Source organism: Enhygromyxa salina (assembly GCF_002994615.1).
Lineage (GTDB): Bacteria > Myxococcota_A > Polyangia > Nannocystales > Nannocystaceae > Plesiocystis > Plesiocystis salina_A.
This window is the reverse complement of sequence record NZ_PVNK01000070.1, coordinates 1-18,617: the sequence shown is the minus strand read 5'-3', so window position 1 is coordinate 18,617 and position 18,617 is coordinate 1. Positions and strand designations below refer to the sequence as shown.

The following is an 18,617-nucleotide window of genomic DNA, read 5'->3' as shown; positions in this document are numbered from 1 at the left end:
GGGGCGCAGCTGTGTTCAGCACAGCGTGCGTCCGCGCGCGCCCACGTAGGCGGCGCGCGGGCGGATCAGCCGACCTTCGCGTTGTTGCTCCTCGTAGTGGGCGATCCACCCGGCCGTGCGCCCGATCGCGAAGATCGAGGTGAACACCGCGGGCTCGAAGCCGAGGCCGTGGAGCAGCAAGGCGGTGTAGAACTCGACGTTGGTCGCGAGCACCCGCCCGGGCTTGTGGGCGCGGAGGACCTCGAGCACGGCGCGTTCGTGGATCTGCGCGTCTTCGTAGAGCCCGGTGCCCGCGAGCAGCTGCGCGGCCGCGGCCCCGAGCACGTCGGCGCGAGGATCTCGGGTTCGATAGACGCGGTGGCCAAAGCCCATGATCCGCTCGCCCGCGGCCAGCTGAGCGGTCGCCCAGGTCCGGGTGTTGGCCTCTAGATCGCCGGGCTGCTCGCGCAGCTCGAGCAGAGCCTCGAGCGCCGGGCCCGGAGCGCCCCCGTGGAGCGGGCCGCCGAGCGCCGCGATCGCGGCCTCGATCGCCGGGCCGAGCTCCGCCCGGGTGCTGGCGACGACGCGGGCCGTGAAGGTCGAGGCGTTGAGCCCGTGGTCGGCGATCGTGCTCAGGTAGGTGTCGAGGGCGCGGGTCTGGCCCGGCGTCGGCGCGGTGCCGGTCGCCATGCGCAAGAAGTCGGCGGCCAGGCTGAGGGCAGGGTCGGGCGCGAGCGGCTCGGCGCCTCGACGCAGGCGGTCGTAGGTCGCGACGATCGTCGGCACGGCCGCGAGCAGCCGGGGCCCCGAGACCGGCCCGAGCGAGAGCGAGGCGACGCCGAGGCGCAGCGCGTCGATCGGCGCGACCTCGCGCGCGGCCGCGCGGCGGAGCAGATCCACGGTCACGGGCTCGAGCGCGCGCTGCCCGGCGAGCTCGGCGACGAAGGCTTCGAGGGGCGCGGGCGCGAGCACGCTGTCGGTCCACAGCAGCGCGGCCACGCCCTCGAAGCCCAGCTTCGGGGCCAGGTCCTCGAGCTCGAAGCCGGCCAGGGTCAGGCGCCCGGCCTCGCCGTCGACGCGAGACAGGCGGGTCTGGGCCACGACCGCGCCGTCGAGGCCGGAGCTCGTCGATGTTGATGTTGATGCTGACGTTGTTGCCGATGCCGATGTCGATGCAGCCATCGCTTCAAGCTGGGCGAGGGCCATATGGTTGTCAATCTTGATTGATTAATCAATGATTGAGAAGGTAATCAAGATGTCCGCGTTCATCAGCGCCGAGCAAGCCATCGCCCGCCTCGGGGTCACCCGGGCGACCCTCTACGCCTACGTCAGCCGCGGGATGATCCGCTCCCAAGCAAGGCCCGGGAGCCGCCGCCGGGCGTACCTCGCGGCCGACGTCGAGCGCCTCGTCCAGCGCAAGCGGGGTCGCCAAGATCCGAGCAAGGTCGCGGCCGAGGCCCTCGGCGTCCATGGGATGCCGGTCCTGCGCTCGGGCTTGTCGTTGATCGACGCGGGCGAGCTTCACTACCGCGGGCGCCCGGCCTTGACCCTCGCGCGCGAGGCCACCTTCGAGGAGGTCGCGGCGCTGCTGTGGGATGCCCCCTTTCCCGCCGACGCGGCGCCGGCCCCGACCCGCGCGGCCCAGCGAAAGCGCTGGGCGAAGCTGCCCTTTGTCGCCGCGGCCCAGGCCTGCCTCGCCCACGCCAGCGCTGACGACGTCGGGGCCTACCACCGTTCGCCCGCCACCGTTCGCCGGGTCGGCGCGGGGATCTTGCGGGCCCTGGCTGGCGTCGCGACCGGGCAAGCTCCGTCGCGCATGGCGATCAGTCAGACCCTCGTCGAGGGCTGGGGGGTCCGGGGCCGCGGGGCCAGGGCCAAGCTCGAGGCCGCGTTGGTCTTGTCTGCCGATCACGAGCTCAACGCCTCGGCGTTCACCGCTCGCTGCGTGGCCTCGACGGGCGCGACGCCCTACATGGCGGTGATCGCCGGGCTCGCGGCCCTCTCGGGTCACAAGCACGGCGGTCACACCGAGCGCGTCGCCGAGCTCGTCGACGAGGCAGGCGAGCCCCGGGAGCTGCTCGCCGCTCGGCTGCGGCGCGGCGAGCTCATCCCCGGGTTTGGGCATCCGCTGTACCCCGACGGTGATCCCCGGGGCGCGGCGCTGCTGGAGCTGTGCGAGGGCCGAGGGGCTGCGCGGGCGCGGGCGGTGGCCGAGGCGGTCGAGGAGCTGCTCGGGATCCGGCCCAACCTCGACTTCGGGCTGGTGGCGCTGGGCCGGGCGCTGGGCCTGCCCCGCGGGGCGCCGCTGATGCTGTTTGCGGTCGGGCGCTGCGCTGGGTGGATCGGGCACTGCCTCGAGCAGTATGAGGACGATCAGCTGATCCGGCCGCGGGCTCGCTACGTCGGGCCAGCGCCGGGTGAGGTCGAGGAGGCGGGACTTCGCTGAGCGATCAATGAGCTGCTTGCTGGGATCGGGCCGGAGGTTGGGTTGTGCGAGTGTTCGCGACAACTGCCGCTAAACGCGGATGAGGTGACGCCTGAACTCGATCTCCGAGTCAGGCCCCGCCAGGCTGGAGGCGGCGAGAACGAAGGGCTACGCGTGGGCTGCTATCGTCCATCGATGAAGCTCTCAATCATTCTCACCACCATCCTTTCCAACTTCGCGACGACGACCCCAAATTTATGTGACCTCGTATACACGGCCGCAGACGGTTCGCCCTACACCGACAGGCTCGGACAGACGCTGTCACGCTACTGCGCCTGGGCGGGGCCAGATGCGCCGGTCTGGGACGCTGACGTCTGCTGTACCGTCGACAGCGATGGGGCGGCGTGCACGGCGCCTGACGCCAACAACCGTTGCTTCGATGGCACGCGGTACTCCTGCGACCACGGCGAGGAAGTGCCGGGCGGCGGCGTGGTCTGCTATCAGCCCTTCGGCAGCATGTGCGACCAAGGTCTATGCATTCAGGCCCCCGAGGAGAGGCCGCCGGTCGCGGCGCTCCTGACCGCGTGCTGCAGTCCTGGGGGGGTGTGCATTCATCTCACATCCGAGACGATCGGCGACTGCCAGGGCACCTTCCTCTACTGCGGATACGGGATGGTCGACGTGGACGGCTACCTCGAGTGCTACGAATAGCTTGTCGACTATGGCGGCCGCTACGGCACGGGAACCAACTCGAACTCGAGTTCGAGCGCGAGTCCTTCGTCTAGCACCCCGGGCTGCTAGCGCGCCGCTCCATCGAAGCCGGTACGTAGCTCGCTGGAGGGGCGCCGACTCGTCGAAGGGCCGCGGCAGGAGATGGGCGTCGTCACCCGGCATGGGCTCGCACGCGCACTCCTGCACCGTGAGGCTCGTCCATTCAGGCACGGTCCCGACCATCTCGAAGCGTTGGCTGGAGTCCAGCGTCAGCGTCCACTCGACATGTGTACGAGGTAGTTGCGTAGTTCGTCTGGAGTGTTCGCAGATCGACGTAGCCTTCCACAATTGCAAGATGCGGCATTTCTTGCGGTTGGGTAATTGCGGTGTTTGTCCGCTCATGGGTCGATTGATGTCGTCGGCCGGGCCTGGCGCAGTCTGCTTTTGGCGCCTCCGGCGTTCCCGGTCGCCTTGGCGCTGAGGCCTGATATTCAACCATGCGGATCAGCGGGTAATGGCCCCAGAAATAGGTCCGGTAGCCCCGAGAACTTGCGGGGACGAGTCATGCGCGGCACTTCTCTCGTTCCCCGGGTCGCTTAGCGCGGGGGGCCGCCTTCGCACTTGTCGGGACCTCGAGCGCGGGCTGCCGGGACGCGACAACGGCAGCCCGCGGCCCCAGATGTGTCTGGCGGCGTGAATTCAAGCTGGTCACCGCTCCACAGCGGCGATCACCCCGCGCTCCCCTCACTTTCGTGTTAGAACAGCGACCACTCTCGCTATGAATGCCCGTGCAACCCAGACCGAACCAAGATCCACGCGACGTCGGGTCTTCCTTGGTGCCCTCGCCCTCGGTGCTCTCCTCGTCGTTCCCGGGGCCGGGTGCGGGGGCGAGCCGAGCCCCGCGGAGATCCCCAGCGGCTACAGTCCGAAGCTCGGGCAGGCCTTCGAGTCTGCGGCCGCAGGCCTGGACATCCGCGACGCCTCCGCTGGCGCTGTGCCGCGCTGGAGTGCGCCGCCGGAGGATTGCGAGCTTCGCTATCGCTACCGCGCCATGACAGACATCGGCGCCGGGGAATTGGCCAGCGAGGAGTCGACGCAGCTCCACACCTGGTGGGAAGAGGGAGACTGGACGGCCAGCGATCTCCGTGGGGCCATGCGTCTCAACCTCCGCCACCGCCACGGAGACCTACGAGACGGCGTCTACGAGAGCAGCTCTGGGGTGGGCGACGAGACCCTGCAGTTGAAGAGCCCTCGTGGTCGAGCCTGGGTCGAGACCTCGCAGGTGAGCGAGATCTGGACCGATTTCGGCATGTGGTCGGGCGTCAACGAGTATTTCCCGCCCTTGCCCGAGTCCGACGCGGCGCTCGAGGTGTCGCTTCCGCTGCGCGGCGGCGCCAACGACAAGACCCGCGCGCTGGATCTGCCCACGCCTCGCGCCGAGGCGATGCCCACTCGCATCGAGCTGTTTCGCTGGATCGAGGTCGCCGGCCAGCGCGCGGCGGTGATTCGATCGCGCTATGCCTACAGCGGCGGTTCGGAGCTCCTCGGCTACAGCGACCCCGAGAGCGGCTGCGGTCTATCCCGAACCATCAAACTCGAGGGCGAAGCGCAGTACGTCGTGCTCGAGTCGGGCATCTTGCTCCACGCCGAGATCCGCGAGGAGATCGTTCAGGGCGTGGGCAACGTGATCCTCGGCGGGGCGTTCACGTCACCGATCCGCAGCGAGGCCCGGCTCGTCGCAGGCTGCGGCCAGCCGGAGCTGGCCGACTTCCCCGAGCTCCCCGGCGCCGGGCCGATGCCGGAGGCGCAATTGTGACGTCTCCAGGGGCCTCGCGCGAGCACCAGCAGGACGTCAGAAAGGTCCTCGCCTGCGAGCCCAAGCCTGGATTGTCTCGGTCGCTACACTTGGCAAGGCGGCGACAAGACCCTGACACTCGAGGAGCTGTGACGCTTGGGATCTTCTTCACCTGACGAGCGCCCGGCCGGGGTCCCGCCGGAGGCGTGGTGGTCGGCCGACGACAACGAGTGGGTCCTTGGCCCCAAGGACGCCGACGGCGAGTTTCACGGGGAGGTCCGCTATTGGCGACCCGACGGGACGCTGTGCGAGGTCGCGCAGCATCGCCATGGCCGGTGTCACGGGCCCTTCGAGCGCTTTCACGAGACCGGTGAGCGGTCCCGGACCGGCAACTTCGAGGACGGTAAGCTCCACGGCCAGCATACTTATTTTCACGCGTCCGGGCCCACGACCGAGAAGATGCACGGGCCCAGTCTCGATCGAGCGGTCGCACGCGCAGAGTTCGACTGCGTCCACGGCGTCATCGTCACCTACCGCTACTACGGCGCCGACGGGGCCGCGCTCGGGGGAGATGGCCGCCCGCTCCCCGACCGCCCCGCGGGCGTCCCGGCCCACGCAATCTATCGCTGCAATCGCGGCGATTGGGTGGTCGGGACATGGGAGATGGATGGCCACCGTGACGCGCGGCTCGAGGTGTTCGAGTCCGACGGTCGGCGAAGCATGATCGAGTCGTTGCGAGCGGGGCGCCTCCACGGGCCCACGACTCGGTTCTATCCCGGTGGTGGCAAGTGGGCGGTGCTCGAGTACGAAGAGGGGGAGCTCCACGGGGTCTGCGAGCACTACCGTCGAGATGGCAGCCTCGCCCGCCGCGCGCACTTCGAGGCCGGTGCGTGGGCAGGGACCTTGACCGACTTCGACGCGAAGGGCCGCGTGTTGGAGGAGCGCACGATCATCGCGCCTGCGTCGGCACCCACGCCGGCCACTTCGTTGGCCGCGGCCAGCGGTGAGCCTGATGACAGCGAAGTCTCGGAGCCGAGCGCTCCTGCACGACTCGCCCGCTTGATCGCGTCTGGCTGGGGGGGCGACGAGACCCGCGATGCCGACCTCGCTCGCGCGGCTCGGCGTACGATTCGGGAGCACGAGGACCCCGCGCTCGCCGAGGCTCTAGCAGCCCGGGGTGCAATGCATCGCGCCGCCTCGCTTGGCCTTTTCGCCGAGGGCTTTGTCGCCAAAACTTGCAGTACGCCCGGTACAGCGGCGTTTTGGCTTCGCGCCCTCGGCGAAAATTCCGGCGCGAGGCGACACGATGCATTGCACCCCGGGCTGCTAGCTGCGACCGGACTCGACACGGCGCCGCGCCTGCTCACCGCGACTCGGGTCCGTCGCGTGCTCACGGAGATGGGCGCGGTAGCGACCGTCGACGTCGAGGTGCTGACCGATGCGCTCGGGCAAGGTGGCGGGGCCGGGGCGGCGGCCATGCTCACCCGCGACGACGCGCGCGGCGTGGACGCGCTGCGTGCTCGGGTTGTGGACGCTCGCCTCAACCTGCTTGGTCAGGGCCTCGTTGTGCTACCTCGCGCGGTCCAGCATCTGCCGTGGTTGGACACGATCGCCGCCAGGAGAAACGCGATCGAGACGGTCCCCCCCGAGATCGGCCACGTGTTCTTGTTGCGCGAGCTCGACCTCCAGGGCAACCGGCTCACGACCTTGCCCGCCGAGCTCGGACGGCTCGGTGAGCTCCGCTCGCTGTCGCTGGCCGAGAATCACCTCCGCGCGCTGCCCGAGGTCGTCCCCGAGCTCACCGAGCTCGTATCGCTGTCTGTGGGCAACAACGAGATCGCGGCGCTGCCCGAGCGCTTCGGCCAGCTCGGGCGTCTTCGTCAGCTGGGGTTGGAGGGCAACGCCCTCACGAATCTGCCCGACTCCTTCGCCCAGCTGACCTCGCTGAGCTTCCTCCACCTCGGCGGTCTCCCGTGGTCAACGCCGCCGGCCGTGATCTACGAGCTCTCGTCGCTGCGCGTGCTGTGGATCGGGTCGCCCAGCTTGACTCACGTGCCCTCCGCGATCGCGCGCCTGACCCAGCTCGAGTGTCTGTCCCTGTGGTCTTCGGCGCTGACCGAGCTACCCGAGGCCCTGTTCCAGATGACCACACTCCGCGAGCTTCGGGTCCGCCGCAACAATCCCCTGCCCGAAGCCACGATCGACCGACTGAAGGAGGCGCTCCCTGACTGCAAAATCTACTAACGGCGATGACGCCGGGCCGGACGAGACCGAGCTCGAGCTCGCGCGCATGGCGATCGAGGCCGGCGAGGTCGAGCTCTCCGACGTGCTGTGCCTAGCAGCCCGGGGTGCAATGCCTCGCGCCGCCTCGCTTGGCCTTTTCGCCGAGGGCTTTGTCGCCAAAACTTGCAGTACGCCCGGTACAGCGGCGTTTTGGCTTCGCGCCCTCGGCGAACATTCCGGCGCGAGGCGACACGATGCATTGCACCCCGGGCTGCTAGCGAGCGCTGAACCCCCGTGGGCGCCCGCGGTCGTCGTCGACTCGATGGTCGGGCTGTTCATGTCCGAGCGTGACTACCAAAATGGCGGCGCCGACCAGTTCGTCTGGAACCATGGTGCCGCGCTCGCGCGCGCGATCGGGACGGCCTGGCGCGCCGTCGGGGCGGTCGAGAACGGCGAGCTGCTGCTCGAGCTCGCCGCTGCGCTCGAGCGCTTCGAGGCCGCGGGCGAGCGCGAGTCGGCTGACCCGGTGAAGGCGTTCCTGGCCTACCGCACGCGGGTTGAGGGGCCCTACTTTGGCCGGCCCGAGCCCCACATCGAGCTCGGCGAGGCGCTGGTCGAGTGGGCGATGGAGCACCCGGACTCGTTCGGCGCGGCGGCCTTCGAGCAGGGTTGACGGAGCCCGGGCTCAGAGCTCGATCAGCACGCCCTGGCTCTCGACGTTGTGCCAGCCGACGGCGGTGATCGCCCAGCGCCCGGGCCCGAGCTCGACGAGGTCCCCGAGCGGGTCGGCCGGGATGATGCGGTCGAGCTGCCAGGCCCCGCCCTCGTCGGCGTAGACGACCCACGCGCGCAGGCGCTGATCGTCGACGTCGTCGAGCATCGCGGTGTCGTCGACGATCGTGACCTGCGGCGGCTGGACGGCGGCGGCGCGCCGCTCGGCGAGGGGCGGGGTCAGGGCGGGCTGGGCGTAGAACTCGTCGTAGAGGGCCGCGTTGACCCCGAGGGTGTCGGCGAGCAGGGGCTGGACCTGAAAGAACACGTTGCCCATCGAATTTTGGTCGCTGTAGAGCCGGCTGAGCTCGACCTGAAGCAGGATCTCGTCGAGCGACCACTCGGGCCCGGACCCGAGCTGGCTGAGGTAGTTGCCCGCGAAGATGTAGCGCCCGTTGTTTTGCTGCGACCACCAGTCGAGCAGGACCTCGTAGTCTTGCTGGGCGTAGGTCGTCGGCCAGTACAGCTGCGGCGCGAGGTAGTCGACCCAGCCCTGCTCGATCCACAAGAGCGGATCGGCGTAGAGCTGGGCGTACTGATCAAAGCCGACGATGCCCTCGGGGATGCCCGGGCGGTAGATCCCAAAGGGCGAGATGCCGAAGCGGACGTCGGGGTCGGCGGCGAAGATCGAGTCGTGGAGCTCCTCGACGAGGTCGTTGACGTTGTCGCGGCGCCAGTCGGCGAGCGCGAGCATGCCCCCGTCCTGAAGGTACTGCTCCCAGGTCAGATCGTCGGGGAAGGGGCTGTTGTCGGGGTAGGGGTAGAAGTAGTCGTCGAGGTGGACGCCGTCGATCTCGTAGCGCTCGACGACGTCGAGGACCACGTCGACGACGTGCTCGCGGACCGCGATCGCGCCAGGGTCCATCCACAGCGCGCCGTTGTAGGTGTGGGCGTGATCGGGCTCTTGCAGGGCGATGTGCGGCGCAGCCAGGTTCGAGGCGGCCGAGGCGGCCGCGCGGTAGGGGTTGATCCAGGCGTGGACCTCGATGTTGCGGGCGTGAGCCTCGGCGAGCAGGAAGTCGAGGGGATCGAAGCCCGGGTCACCGCCCTGGGCACCGGTCAGGTAGCGGCTCCAGGGCTCGAGCTCGGACGCGTAGACGGCGTCGGACTCGGGCCGGATCTGAAACACGATCGCGTTGAGGTTGATCGCCTCGCAGGTCTCGATGATGTCGAGGAGCTCGGCCTGGGCCGCGCCGACGTCGAGGCCCGAGTTGCTCGGCCAGTTGATGTTGTAGACGGTCGCCACCCACACGGCTCGAAACTCGCGCTGGTGCTCGACGTCGACGAGCTCCTGATCGGGGGGACCGGGGATGTCGAGCTCAGCGCCCGAGTCGCCGTCGCCGTCGCCGTCGCCAGGATCGCCGTCGCCATCGCCGTCGCCGTCGCCGTGTCCGAGGGTCTCGCCCTGGGTGTCGCCCGGTCCACCCGAGTCGTGGGCGGTGCCCTGGGCGCAGGCGAGGGCGAGGCAGACGAGCGAGAGCAGCGGGACACGCAAGCCAGACATGGCCCGGGTCTAACCGGCGCGGCCGGGTCCCGTCCATGCTCGGGACCGCGCGCAGGGGCCTTTTTGAAAGGGCCCTTGAAGAAGACGAGTACGAGCCGCAAGGCGAGCGTTTGGGGGGGAGCGGAGGGGGCTTCGCCGCCGCAGCGAGGGGCCTTTTTGAAAGGCCCCTTGAAGAAGACGAGTACGAGCCGCAAGGCGAGCGTTTGGGGTGAGCGGAGGGGGCTTCGCCGCCGCAGCGAGGGGCCTTTTTGAAAGGCCCCTTGAAGACGATAAAGCCTGAGTCGAGCGCGCAGCGCTTGATTCAGGATTCGTACGGCGCGAGATCAGCCGCCGCTGGACCGGCGGGTGAACCATAGCCGCGCGCCGCTCTCGACCCCGAGCAGCAGCAACAGGATCAGTGCGAGTTCGCGCCAGCGCGGCTCGTAGATCGTCACGGTCCCGGACTCGCCGCTGGACTCGTCGCCAAGTTGGGCGCGGGCGAGGCCGACCGCGCTGGTGTCGGCTTCGCGGGCGTCGAACTCGACGACGAAGCGCTCGACCTCGCTGTCGCGGGCGGTCGCGCGGTAGTGGCCCGGGAAGTCGGTGGCCTCGAAGATCGCCGGCTCGCCTTCGCGCGGGGGCGTGATCGGCACGCTCGCGCCGCTCGGCGTGGTCACCGAGTAGGTCGCCGCGCGGTCGAGGGTCTTGCGCGCGCCGACGGCCACGACGCTGCCGCGACCGTGGCCGCGGGCGCCCGCGAGCCACGAGAGCGTGCGCGTGGCCAGGGGGACGAAGCCGGGCCGCAGGGGGAGGTCGCCCCAGTCGCGGTCGATCGTGGTCGTCAGGAGGGCGACCCGGCCCTGCTCGTACTCGCGGGTGACCAGGGCCGGGGCCCCGCTCGTGAACGCGGCCGCGATGTCGGCTCCGCGCCGGGGGTCGGGCTCGAGCAAGAACATCCGCCGGGTTCGGGTCGCGCCGAGATCGATGTCACCGTCGGCGTCGGCCGTCGACCCTTCGAAGATCGGGTGCGAGAGCTGGACCGGCGCGACGCCCTCGCTGCGGGCCTCGGTCCGACCCGGGGCCGTGCCCGCGTAGACGGCCTCACGCATGAGCAGGGGCAGGACCTCGGCGAAGCGGGCGTTGTACTCCTTCGCGCTGACGCGATCGCCGACGGTGATCCACAGACCCATGCCCTCGGCGACCCGCGCGTTGACCCGCGGCGCGAGCTCGGCCGAGAGCGCGCGGACGTTGGCGAGCACGAGCACGTCGACCTCGGCCAGGGGATCGTCGCCCTGCTTGCCGCTGAGGCGATCCTCGAGCTGGTCGAGGGTCAGCCCGCGCAGCGAGATGCCCTCGGCTAGCTCGCCGCTGCCGAGCGCGGTCGAGAGGAAGAAGATCTCGTCGTTGGCCCGGGTCTCGCTCGGATCGCCGTTGATGACGAGGACCTCGACGGCGTCGGTCGCGGTCAGCCACAGGTGGCGGCGGTCGTCGACGAGCAGGGGATCGTCGTCGCGCTCGAGCAGGCGGACGCGGGCGCGGGCGCCCTCGCTGGCCCCGTCGAGGGTGTGGGTGAACTCGGCCGCGGCGTCGCCGTTGGGCTCGAGCGTGACCCGTGTCCGCGCGACCTCGCGCTTGTCGATCTCGAGCGCGGCCGCGACTTCGAGCTGCTCGTCGCCCTCGCCCTCGCCCTCGCCGGACCCGGGCCCGTAGCGGTGGATGAGCGCGCGGATGCGGACGGCCCTGGGGTCGAGCTCGGGCGCGGGCTCCCACTCGAGCTCGCGCAGGCCCACGTGCTCGGGGGGCGCGGGGGGTTCTGCGCCGGGCTGCCCGCGGGTTGGGACCGGGACCACGGTCACGGCGCCCGCGGCCAGCTCGGGCAGCGAGCCGAGGCCGCGCTCGGTCGGATCGCCGATCGCATAGATCACTCGCGGTCGATCCTGGCCGTCGGTGCCCGCGTCCGACAGCAGCGCCGCGGCCCGGGGCAGGGCCTCGGACAGCGACCACGCGCCCGGACGGGGGCCGTGGTCCTCGCTGCGCATCCACCCGTCGAGCGCGGCGCGAACCTGGGGGGCGCCGTCGCTGAGCTCGCGCAGCGTCACGCTTGGAGCCCGAGGATCGGAGATCGCCAGACCCACGCGGCTGCCCGGGGGCAGGGCGTCGAGCAGGGTGTCGAGCTGCTCGGCGGCGCGCTCGCGATCGCTGCGGCCGTCGACGCGCAGCTCCATGCTCGCCGACGCGTCGAGCAAGATGATCGCGTCGTGGGGCTCGGCGAGGACCGCGACCGCGGCCTCGCTGCCGACCACGGGCCGGGCCAGGACCAGGACGAAGATCGCGAGCAGCAGGAGGCGGATGAGCAGCAGCGGCCAGTCTCGCAGCTCGCGGCGCTGGGTGACCACGGGCTCGCGCGGCCTCACGAAGCGGACCGCCGCGAAGCGGATCTTCTGGGGACGCTCGCGCCCGAGCAGGTGAGCGACGAGGGGGAGCGCGAGGCCGAGGAGGCCGAGCAGAGCCAGCGGCGCGAGCAGGCTCATCGCGCGTCGCCCTCGTGTCCAGCGCCGCCACGCCCGGCACCCGTGGGCATGCTCGCGTCGGTCGGGGCCCCGGCGAGGCGGCCGAGCAGATCCAGGACCTGCGCGGCCGGGTCTTCGTCGGTGACCACCTGGGCGAGCAGGAGGCCGCCGCGCTCACACGATCGCTTCAGCCAATTCAGGTGAGCGTCGAGGCGGTCGAGGTAGCCCTCGCGCAGGCTCGCGCCGGGCCCCTCGATCGTCGGTCGGCGCCCGCGTGGATCTTCGAGCTCGATCACCCGCTGTTGATCCCAGGGGAACTCGAGCTCGTCGCGGTGGAGGATCTGGACCAGCGCGACGTCGTGGCCGCCGCTGCGCAGCAGGGTCAGCCCGCGCAGGAGCGACTCGTCGGCGCTGCGGTCGAGCTCGGGCGCGCCGTCTTCCGCGAGGCCCGGCCCGCGACCGCCAGGATCGAGGAAGTCGGACAGCACGACGACGAGCGCGCGACGGCGCAGGCGCGGCGCGACGGCGTCGAGCAGCGCCTCCCACTCGCAGTCTCCGGCGGCGGGCGTGGTCCAGATCTCGGCCAGCGCGCGGAGGCGGTCGCGTCGGGCCGCGGGCTCGAGCGCGGCGGTCTGAAGCTCGCCCGCGCGGCCGACCGCAAAGCCCACGCGATCGCCCTGGCGCAGGGCGAGGGTGGTCAGGGCCGCGGCCACGGTTCCGGCCCGCGACCACTTGTGCGCGCTCGATCCGCGCTCGCCGTAGTCCATGGCGGCCGAGCCGTCGACGACCAGGACGAGGTCGAGCTCCTCCTCGCTCTCGGTCTGGCGCACGACCAGGCGCTGCGATCGGGCGGCCGCCCGCCAGTCGAGGCGGCGCGGGTCGTCGCCGGGTGCGTAGGGGCGGTAGTCGCGAAAATCGCGGCCGATCCCCGGTCGGAGCGAGCGATGGACGCCGTGGCGAACCCCCGCGACGGGCCGGCGGACCAGCAGCTCCCGCCGCGCGAGCGCGGCCCGCAGCGAGGCGGGGATCAGGCGCTCGATCGGATCGACGGCCATGGCTGGCGGAGAACCTACCCCATGTGCGCGGCAGCGACGACTGGCTCGCGCCTGGCGCAGGCGAGCACGACCCGCGGCTGTCGACGGCGACGGCTGCTAGGCCGGGACGGCTTCGAGCACGCGGGCGAGCAGCTCGTCGGGTCCGACCCCGCGGCTCTCGGCGGCGAAGCTCGGGACCAGGCGGTGGCGCAAGGCGGCGGGCGTCAGCGCGCGGACGTCGGCGATCGTGACGGCTTCGCGGCCCGCGAGCGCGGCGCGAGCCTGGGCCGCGACGACCAGCTGCTGGCCGGCCCGGGGCCCGGCGCCCCAGCGCAGCAGCTCGCGCAGCGCGGGCGGGCAGCGATCTTCTTGGGGCCGGGTGGTCCGCAGCAGCGCGACGACGTGCTCGACGACCGAGGGCGGAACCGGCACGCGACGAACCAGGGCCTGGAGCTCGAGCAGCTGGGCCGGCGTCAGGATCGGCTCGAGCTGGGCCCGCGCGTCGAGGCTCATCGAGACGATCTGCCGCTCGGCGTCCTCGTCGGGGTAGTCGACGAGGATCTCGACCATGAAGCGATCGAGCTGGGCCTCGGGCAGCGGGTAGGTGCCCTCTTGCTCGATCGGGTTTTGGGTCGCGAACACGTGGAAGGGCGGAGGCAGCGGATGGGTCTTGCCGCCTGCGCTGACCTTGGCCTCTTGCATGGCCTGGAGCAGCGCGGCCTGGGTCTTGGGCGGCGTTCGGTTGATCTCGTCGGCCAGCAGCAGGTTGCAGAACACCGGCCCGGGCACGAAGCGAAAATTGCGTCGACCGCTGCCGTCCTCCTCGAGCACCTCGGAGCCGGTGATGTCACTCGGCATCAGATCGGGCGTGAACTGGATGCGCGAGAAGTCGAGGTCCATGGCCTCGGCCAGGCTCGAGACCAGGAGGGTCTTGGCCAGGCCCGGAACCCCGACGAAGAGCGCGTGTCCCCCCGCAAACAGCGAGATCAGCAGCAATTCCACGACCTCGCGCTGACCGATCACCCGCCGCTCGATCTGCTCGAGCAGGCGACCGTGGGTGCGGGCGAGGGCCGCGAGGGCCTCGGTGTCCGATCGCCCACCGGACAGGGGCGTGGCGTCGGGGTTGGACGTCGGTGTGTCGGGCATGCCGTCGCGAGAGACTGCCGTGTGGCCACAGACCTGTCGAGACGACGCGGTAATTTCGGCTACTAGAGTGAGGGTGTGAGCCCCCGGAAGCACACGGAAAAGACATGAGCAATTTGTGCAAAGTGTGGTCTGCGAGGGCACAGGAAGCTACCTATGCGGAATAGAGTGTCGCGTCGCCCGCCGATTGGCTTTCTTGCTCCAGGCGACCACAGGTTGCCAATCTCATGGCTTTGGCGCATCTAGCGGTCATGCGAGCGAAGCACACTTCCGCGTCCGTCGTGGCGGCGGCGCTGGGTCTCGGCTTGTTGGCGACCGGTTGTGGACCCATTGCGTTCAACGACACGGTCAACTTCAAGCTGGCCGCGCCGGAGCCGGAGCCGGAGCCGGTCACCACGTCCCACGCCAAGCTGTCTGGTGACACCATCGTGATCGACGACATGATCCAGTTCGAGTACGACTCGGCCGAGATCAAGTCCGTGTCTCACGGGATCCTCGACGACGTCGTCAAGGTCATGCAGGACAACCCCCGGGTCGAGCAGCTCAACGTCGTTGGTCACACCAGCTCCGAGGGCTCGAAGAAGCACAACGACAAGCTCTCGACCGAGCGCGCGGAGTCCGTCAAGAACTACCTCGCCGATCACGGCATCGACGCGAGCCGGCTGACCTCCGAGGGCAAGGGCCCGTCCGAGCCGATCGCCGATAACGACACCGAGGAGGGCAGGATCGCCAACCGCCGGGTCGAGTTCAAGGTCACCCAGATGGCAGAGGCGCCCGCCGAGGGCGAAGCATCCGCCGAGGTCGCGGGCGGCGCCCGTGGCAAGCCCGGGGCGAACTGAGGAGCACGATGATGAAGACTCGAGCTTTTACCCGAACCATCACTCGCGCTGGCGTCTGCGCCGGGCTCGCGCTCCTCATGACCGCCTGCATCGCTCGCGGGCCCGACGACTACCGCGCCGTCACTCGCAGCCTCGTCGACACCAAAAAGGGTGACATCGAGGCCTGCTTCGGCGGCGAGAAGGGCACCGTCGTGGTCAACTTCACGGTCGAGAAGAAGACCGGCAAGATCGCCAACACGCTCGTCGACGAGAAGAAGAGCGACGCCAGCGCCGAGGTCAGCAGCTGCGTGGTCTCGAAGATCGAGGGCCTCGCGATCGACCGCGGTGACATGCGCGACGGCGCCGCCAACTTCACCTGGCAAGTCACCCAGTAGCGCTCCGCGGGCCTCTGCGTCCGTGAAAATCGCCACCCGGGCCCCGAAGTTTACAAGTCGCGGGGCCCGGCGTTCATTTAACCGGTACAGTGGGGGCCATGGCCAAGCGCCTGCGCGTGGGCGTCGTGTTTCCCGTCGGCGAGGTCGATCCTCACCTCGGCGTCGACCACGGCTCCGGGTTGGTTCAGCGACAGGTGTTCGAGTCGCTGTACCGGCGCAGCGATGGTCGGGCGGTGCCCGATCTCTTCGCCCGCGAGCTGCGTGTGGTCGAGGGGGGCTATGAGGCGCGGTTGCGCGAGGGCGTGTGCTTCTCCGACGGCAGCCCGCTGACGGCCGAGCTCGTGTGCGAGTCGCTGCGTCGCTGCCCGGCGCTGTCGTCGGAGGTCGAGTGCAGCCACGAGGGCTCGACCTTGCGTCTGTCTGGCGAGCTCGGGCTCGCCGAGCTGCGCGATGTGCTGTCGAGCCCGGTGTCGGCGATCATGAAGGCCGGGGCGGACGGGGCGCTCGGGACCGGGCCCTTCGCCGTCGTCGCGCGCGAGGGCGAGGTCCTGTCCCTCGGCTGCAACCCGCACCACGCCGGGTTCAAGCCGAGCATCGAGGGCGTCGACGTGATCCCCTTTCACGATCACCTCAACCTCGCCCACGCGATCGCCAGCGGGGACATCGACTTCACCACCATGCTCGCGCCCGGAGAGCTGCCCAAAGGCTCGTTCGTGCGCACGAGCTACCTCCAGACCCCGAGCACCGCGCTGCTGTGGGTCAACGTCGAGCGGGTCTTGGACGCCCGCGTGCGTCGAGCGATCGCCCACGGGCTCGACAGGGCCCGGCTGCTGCGCCTGAGCTACCCGGGGATCGCCGGGCTCAACGCCGCTTCAGTGGTGCCGCGGAGCCTCGGCCAGGTTCCGGATCAGCTGCGCTTCGACCCCGACGAGGCCCGTCAGCTGCTCGACGAGGCCGGCGGTTCCTCGCCGCGTGTGCTGCGGATGTGCACGATCTGGGGCGCGCGTCCCTACTTGCCCGATCCCGTCGCCTGCGCCGAGGACATCGCCGCGCAGCTCGAGCCCCTCGGGATCGAGGTGAAGGTCGAGCGCGCGGCGGGTCCGCTGGAGTGGAAGCACGCGCTCGCGGCGGGCGACTTCGAGCTCGCCCTCGGAGGTTGGTACGCCGACGAGCCCTCGCAGGCCTTCTTTTTGTCTGCCGTCTACGGATCCGAGAGCGTCCCGCGGGTTGGCGTCGACGCGGTCATGGGCTCCAACTTTGCGCGCTTTTGCGACCCCAAGGTCGACGGCTTGCTCGCGCGCCTACGCTCGACCGGCGAGGACGTGCTCGACGAGCTGGGCTCGCACCTGCGCCGCGAGGCTCCCGTGGTCGCGCTGCACCACGGCGCGATGACGGCCGCGCTCGGCTCCCGGATCCGCGGTCGGGAGTTCGACGAGCTGTCCTTTCCGGTCTTCTCCTGCTTCACCCTCTCGGACCTTTGATCCACGCACGGCTGCTGCGCCTTGGGTCGCTCGGTTCGCGTGGGGTCGATTCGTGAGAGCTTCGCGATCGGGCGCCGGGTCTCCCAAGGGGGGCCTGGCTTCGGTGTGCGTGGTCGGGCTCGGCGCCGGAAGGACTCGCGCCTTGTCCTGCTAGACAGCGGGCGCGGATCGCGGGATTATTCGCGGAGTGTCAGTCGCCAAGCTACGGGTGCTGGTCGTCGACGATGAGCCCTTCGTCTGCAAGATCGCCGAGCGGGTGTTGCAGCGGGAGGGGTTTGAGGTCGTCACGGTGACCGACGGCGAGCAGGCGCTCACCGCGTTGGCCGAGCACGACGACTTCGCCCTCGTCCTGCTCGACTCCAGCCTGCCCGACATGGACGCCGAGGGCGTGCTCGAGCTCATGCGTGCGCGCGGGTTCACCACCCCGGTCTTGCTCAGCAGCGGCTACGGTGCAGACGCCGTGCCCAAGGCCGACGAATACCCCAACATCCGGGGCTTTCTGGCCAAACCCTACGCCGTCGCCGCGCTGGCGGCCCGAGTGCGAGAGCTGCTCGGGCTCGCCGATCCCTGAGCCAACCCCGCCGCGTGGGCGCGTCGGCTGGCAGACGCGCCAGGCGCGATGCTAAGCATGGGCCCCAATGCCGCTGCTCGCTCTGCTCACGCTCACCTTTGCTGCCCTGCTCGCGGGCGCGGTCGTCGGTGTGCTGCTCAACCGCGCCGCCTTCGAGCGGCGCCTCGACGCCCAGGTCGCCGAGCTCTTCGCCGAGATCGAGACGCTCCCGACCTACTACTCCGACGCCGACGTGGCCGAGCTGCCCGAGCCCGCGCGCCGCTTCTTTGGCCGCAACCTCCACGATGGCATGCCGCACCAGTCGTGCGTGCGGATCTGGGAGGCGGGCAAACTGCGCCAGACCCCCGGCCAGCCCTGGTCCGAGTTCGAGGCCGAGCAGTACATGGTCTCGACCCCGCCGGGGATGCTCTGGTACGCGCGGATGCGGCCCTTTCCGCTGGTCTGGGTCGATCTGGTCAACAGCTACTTTCGCGGGCGCGGGCGCGTGCAGGCCAAGCTGCTGAGCTCCGTCAGCTCGGTCGACGCGGGCGACGACGCGACCCGCCGCGCGACCTTGCTGCGCTATGTCTCGGGCCTGGCGCTGTTCCCGGGCGCGATGCTGCCCGCCGATGACCGCGGGTGGACCGAGCACGGTGAGGACTCGGCGACCTTCACGCTGCGCGACGGCGAGCTCGAGGTGACCGGGGTGTTCTTCTTCGACGAGTTTGGGGACGTCGTCCGCTTCGAGACCGACGAGCGGCCCTACGCTGGCATGAAGAAGGCCGAGCAGGCCCGGTGGATCGTGCGCTACGCCGAGCATCGGAGCTTTGGGAGCGGGGGGGATCTGCAGCTGCCGACGAAGATCGACGTCGAGTGGGAGCTCGACGGCCAGCGCTTTCACTATGTGGAGAAGACGATCGAGAAGTTCGACCTCGACATGCCGCGGCGGTGGAACGCGGTGATCCCGGAAGGCTCGGAGCCGACTTAGGGGCTACTGCGTGTCGTCGATCGCGCCGCCCTCGCTGGCGGCGGGGTCGGGGTCGGCGCTGGGTGTGACCGCGACGGGGCCGCCGGCTTCCTCGACGAGCTCGTCGAGGTACTCGCCGGGGTTGGCGGCGACCTTGTCGAGGCAGCCGCCGGAGCAGCAAAAGACGAAGCTGTGGCCCTGGTAGTCGAAGTGGCCGGATTTCTCGTCGACCTCGAAGGGCTTGCCGCTGATCGGACACACGGTGACGTCGCCGGGCTGGGCTTGCCAGTTGGGGGTGAGCTCGCGGTCTTCGAGGGTTGTGGTGGAGGGGG

The 18,617-nt window shown here is 70.2% G+C and carries 15 protein-coding genes and 1 pseudogene; 10 read left to right on the top strand and 6 right to left on the bottom strand.

Going from position 1 to position 18,617, the window contains the following annotated elements:
• Window positions 1-15: 15 nt before the first annotated feature.
• Window positions 16-1,161 (bottom strand): citrate synthase, encoded by a 1,146-nt coding sequence (locus tag ENSA5_RS06545; RefSeq protein ID WP_106390783.1) that lies wholly within the window; start codon window positions 1,159-1,161, stop codon window positions 16-18.
• 73 nt (window positions 1,162-1,234) lie between these two features.
• On the opposite strand from ENSA5_RS06545, the gene ENSA5_RS06540 reads away from it, so the two are divergent.
• From ENSA5_RS06540 to ENSA5_RS06520, 5 genes are all read left to right on the top strand, one after another.
• Entirely contained in the window at window positions 1,235-2,425 is a 1,191-nt protein-coding gene (locus tag ENSA5_RS06540; RefSeq protein ID WP_106390782.1) for a citrate synthase family protein, read from the top strand.
• Window positions 2,426-2,599: 174 nt separating this feature from the next.
• Window positions 2,600-3,115, top strand: coding sequence for a hypothetical protein (locus ENSA5_RS06535; RefSeq protein ID WP_106390768.1), 516 nt, complete (start codon window positions 2,600-2,602; stop codon window positions 3,113-3,115).
• Between the two features lie 1,051 nt (window positions 3,116-4,166).
• Entirely contained in the window at window positions 4,167-4,931 is a 765-nt protein-coding gene (locus ENSA5_RS06530) for a hypothetical protein (RefSeq protein ID WP_106390767.1), read from the top strand.
• A 135-nt stretch (window positions 4,932-5,066) separates the two neighbouring features.
• Window positions 5,067-7,154, top strand: a complete 2,088-nt coding sequence (locus ENSA5_RS06525) for a hypothetical protein (RefSeq protein ID WP_106390766.1) — start codon at window positions 5,067-5,069, stop codon at window positions 7,152-7,154.
• 46 nt (window positions 7,155-7,200) lie between these two features.
• Window positions 7,201-7,806: a DMP19 family protein gene (locus tag ENSA5_RS06520; protein ID WP_146155394.1), complete on the top strand. Its 606-nt coding sequence runs from the start codon at window positions 7,201-7,203 to the stop codon at window positions 7,804-7,806.
• Between the two features lie 12 nt (window positions 7,807-7,818).
• On the opposite strand, the gene ENSA5_RS06515 is transcribed toward ENSA5_RS06520, so the two are convergent.
• From ENSA5_RS06515 to ENSA5_RS06500, 4 genes are all read right to left on the bottom strand, one after another.
• Entirely contained in the window at window positions 7,819-9,408 is a 1,590-nt protein-coding gene (locus ENSA5_RS06515) for a glycoside hydrolase family 10-like protein (RefSeq protein WP_106390764.1), read from the bottom strand.
• Window positions 9,409-9,731: 323 nt separating this feature from the next.
• A complete protein-coding gene (locus tag ENSA5_RS06510; RefSeq protein WP_106390763.1) occupies window positions 9,732-11,918 on the bottom strand; it encodes a BatA domain-containing protein in 2,187 nt (728 codons plus the stop codon).
• Complete coding sequence (locus ENSA5_RS06505) at window positions 11,915-12,952, bottom strand: DUF58 domain-containing protein (protein ID WP_106390762.1); 1,038 nt, start codon at window positions 12,950-12,952, stop codon at window positions 11,915-11,917. Before ENSA5_RS06505 ends, ENSA5_RS06510 begins: the two co-directional genes overlap by 4 nt.
• A 96-nt stretch (window positions 12,953-13,048) precedes the next feature.
• Window positions 13,049-14,077 (bottom strand): AAA family ATPase, encoded by a 1,029-nt coding sequence (locus tag ENSA5_RS06500; protein WP_106390761.1) that lies wholly within the window; start codon window positions 14,075-14,077, stop codon window positions 13,049-13,051.
• Window positions 14,078-14,325: 248 nt separating this feature from the next.
• Here ENSA5_RS06500 and ENSA5_RS06495 point away from each other — a divergent pair, with 248 nt between their 5' ends.
• The 5 genes from ENSA5_RS06495 (at window position 14,326) to ENSA5_RS06475 (ending at window position 18,306) form a co-directional block, all read left to right on the top strand.
• Window positions 14,326-14,913 carry an OmpA family protein gene (locus ENSA5_RS06495; protein WP_181197442.1) on the top strand — a complete coding sequence of 196 codons (588 nt, stop codon included), beginning with the start codon at window positions 14,326-14,328 and terminating at the stop codon, window positions 14,911-14,913.
• Between the two features lie 77 nt (window positions 14,914-14,990).
• Entirely contained in the window at window positions 14,991-15,287 is a 297-nt protein-coding gene (locus ENSA5_RS06490) for a hypothetical protein (protein WP_106390759.1), read from the top strand.
• A 98-nt stretch (window positions 15,288-15,385) separates the two neighbouring features.
• Window positions 15,386-16,768, top strand: a complete 1,383-nt coding sequence (locus tag ENSA5_RS06485) for an ABC transporter substrate-binding protein (protein ID WP_146155392.1) — start codon at window positions 15,386-15,388, stop codon at window positions 16,766-16,768.
• Between the two features lie 187 nt (window positions 16,769-16,955).
• The gene (locus ENSA5_RS06480) at window positions 16,956-17,339 is read left to right on the top strand and encodes a response regulator (RefSeq protein ID WP_181197441.1); all 384 of its coding nucleotides are present in this window, start codon (window positions 16,956-16,958) and stop codon (window positions 17,337-17,339) included.
• Window positions 17,340-17,406: 67 nt separating this feature from the next.
• Window positions 17,407-18,306, top strand: a complete 900-nt coding sequence (locus ENSA5_RS06475) for a DUF6544 family protein (RefSeq protein ID WP_106390756.1) — start codon at window positions 17,407-17,409, stop codon at window positions 18,304-18,306.
• 3 nt (window positions 18,307-18,309) lie between these two features.
• Here the strand turns inward: ENSA5_RS06475 and ENSA5_RS37145 are convergent.
• Window positions 18,310-18,617, bottom strand: a pseudogene (locus tag ENSA5_RS37145) (hypothetical protein); the annotation flags it as partial.

Excerpts from the sequence above, each read along its gene's own strand:
- ENSA5_RS06510 (WP_106390763.1), bottom strand. The coding sequence starts at position 11,918 with ATGAGCCTGCTCGCGCCGCTGGCTCTGCTCGGCCTCCTCGGCCTCGCG.
- ENSA5_RS06535 (WP_106390768.1), top strand. The coding sequence starts at position 2,600 with ATGAAGCTCTCAATCATTCTCACCACCATCCTTTCCAACTTCGCGACG.
- ENSA5_RS06500 (WP_106390761.1), bottom strand. The coding sequence starts at position 14,077 with ATGCCCGACACACCGACGTCCAACCCCGACGCCACGCCCCTGTCCGGT.
- ENSA5_RS06475 (WP_106390756.1), top strand. The coding sequence starts at position 17,407 with ATGCCGCTGCTCGCTCTGCTCACGCTCACCTTTGCTGCCCTGCTCGCG.
- ENSA5_RS06495 (WP_181197442.1), top strand. The coding sequence starts at position 14,326 with ATGCGAGCGAAGCACACTTCCGCGTCCGTCGTGGCGGCGGCGCTGGGT.
- ENSA5_RS06520 (WP_146155394.1), top strand. The coding sequence starts at position 7,201 with ATGGCGATCGAGGCCGGCGAGGTCGAGCTCTCCGACGTGCTGTGCCTA.
- ENSA5_RS06540 (WP_106390782.1), top strand. The coding sequence starts at position 1,235 with ATGTCCGCGTTCATCAGCGCCGAGCAAGCCATCGCCCGCCTCGGGGTC.
- ENSA5_RS06530 (WP_106390767.1), top strand. The coding sequence starts at position 4,167 with ATGACAGACATCGGCGCCGGGGAATTGGCCAGCGAGGAGTCGACGCAG.
- ENSA5_RS06485 (WP_146155392.1), top strand. The coding sequence starts at position 15,386 with ATGGCCAAGCGCCTGCGCGTGGGCGTCGTGTTTCCCGTCGGCGAGGTC.
- ENSA5_RS06505 (WP_106390762.1), bottom strand. The coding sequence starts at position 12,952 with ATGGCCGTCGATCCGATCGAGCGCCTGATCCCCGCCTCGCTGCGGGCC.
- ENSA5_RS06515 (WP_106390764.1), bottom strand. The coding sequence starts at position 9,408 with ATGTCTGGCTTGCGTGTCCCGCTGCTCTCGCTCGTCTGCCTCGCCCTC.
- ENSA5_RS06545 (WP_106390783.1), bottom strand. The coding sequence starts at position 1,161 with ATGGCTGCATCGACATCGGCATCGGCAACAACGTCAGCATCAACATCA.
- ENSA5_RS06490 (WP_106390759.1), top strand. The coding sequence starts at position 14,991 with ATGACCGCCTGCATCGCTCGCGGGCCCGACGACTACCGCGCCGTCACT.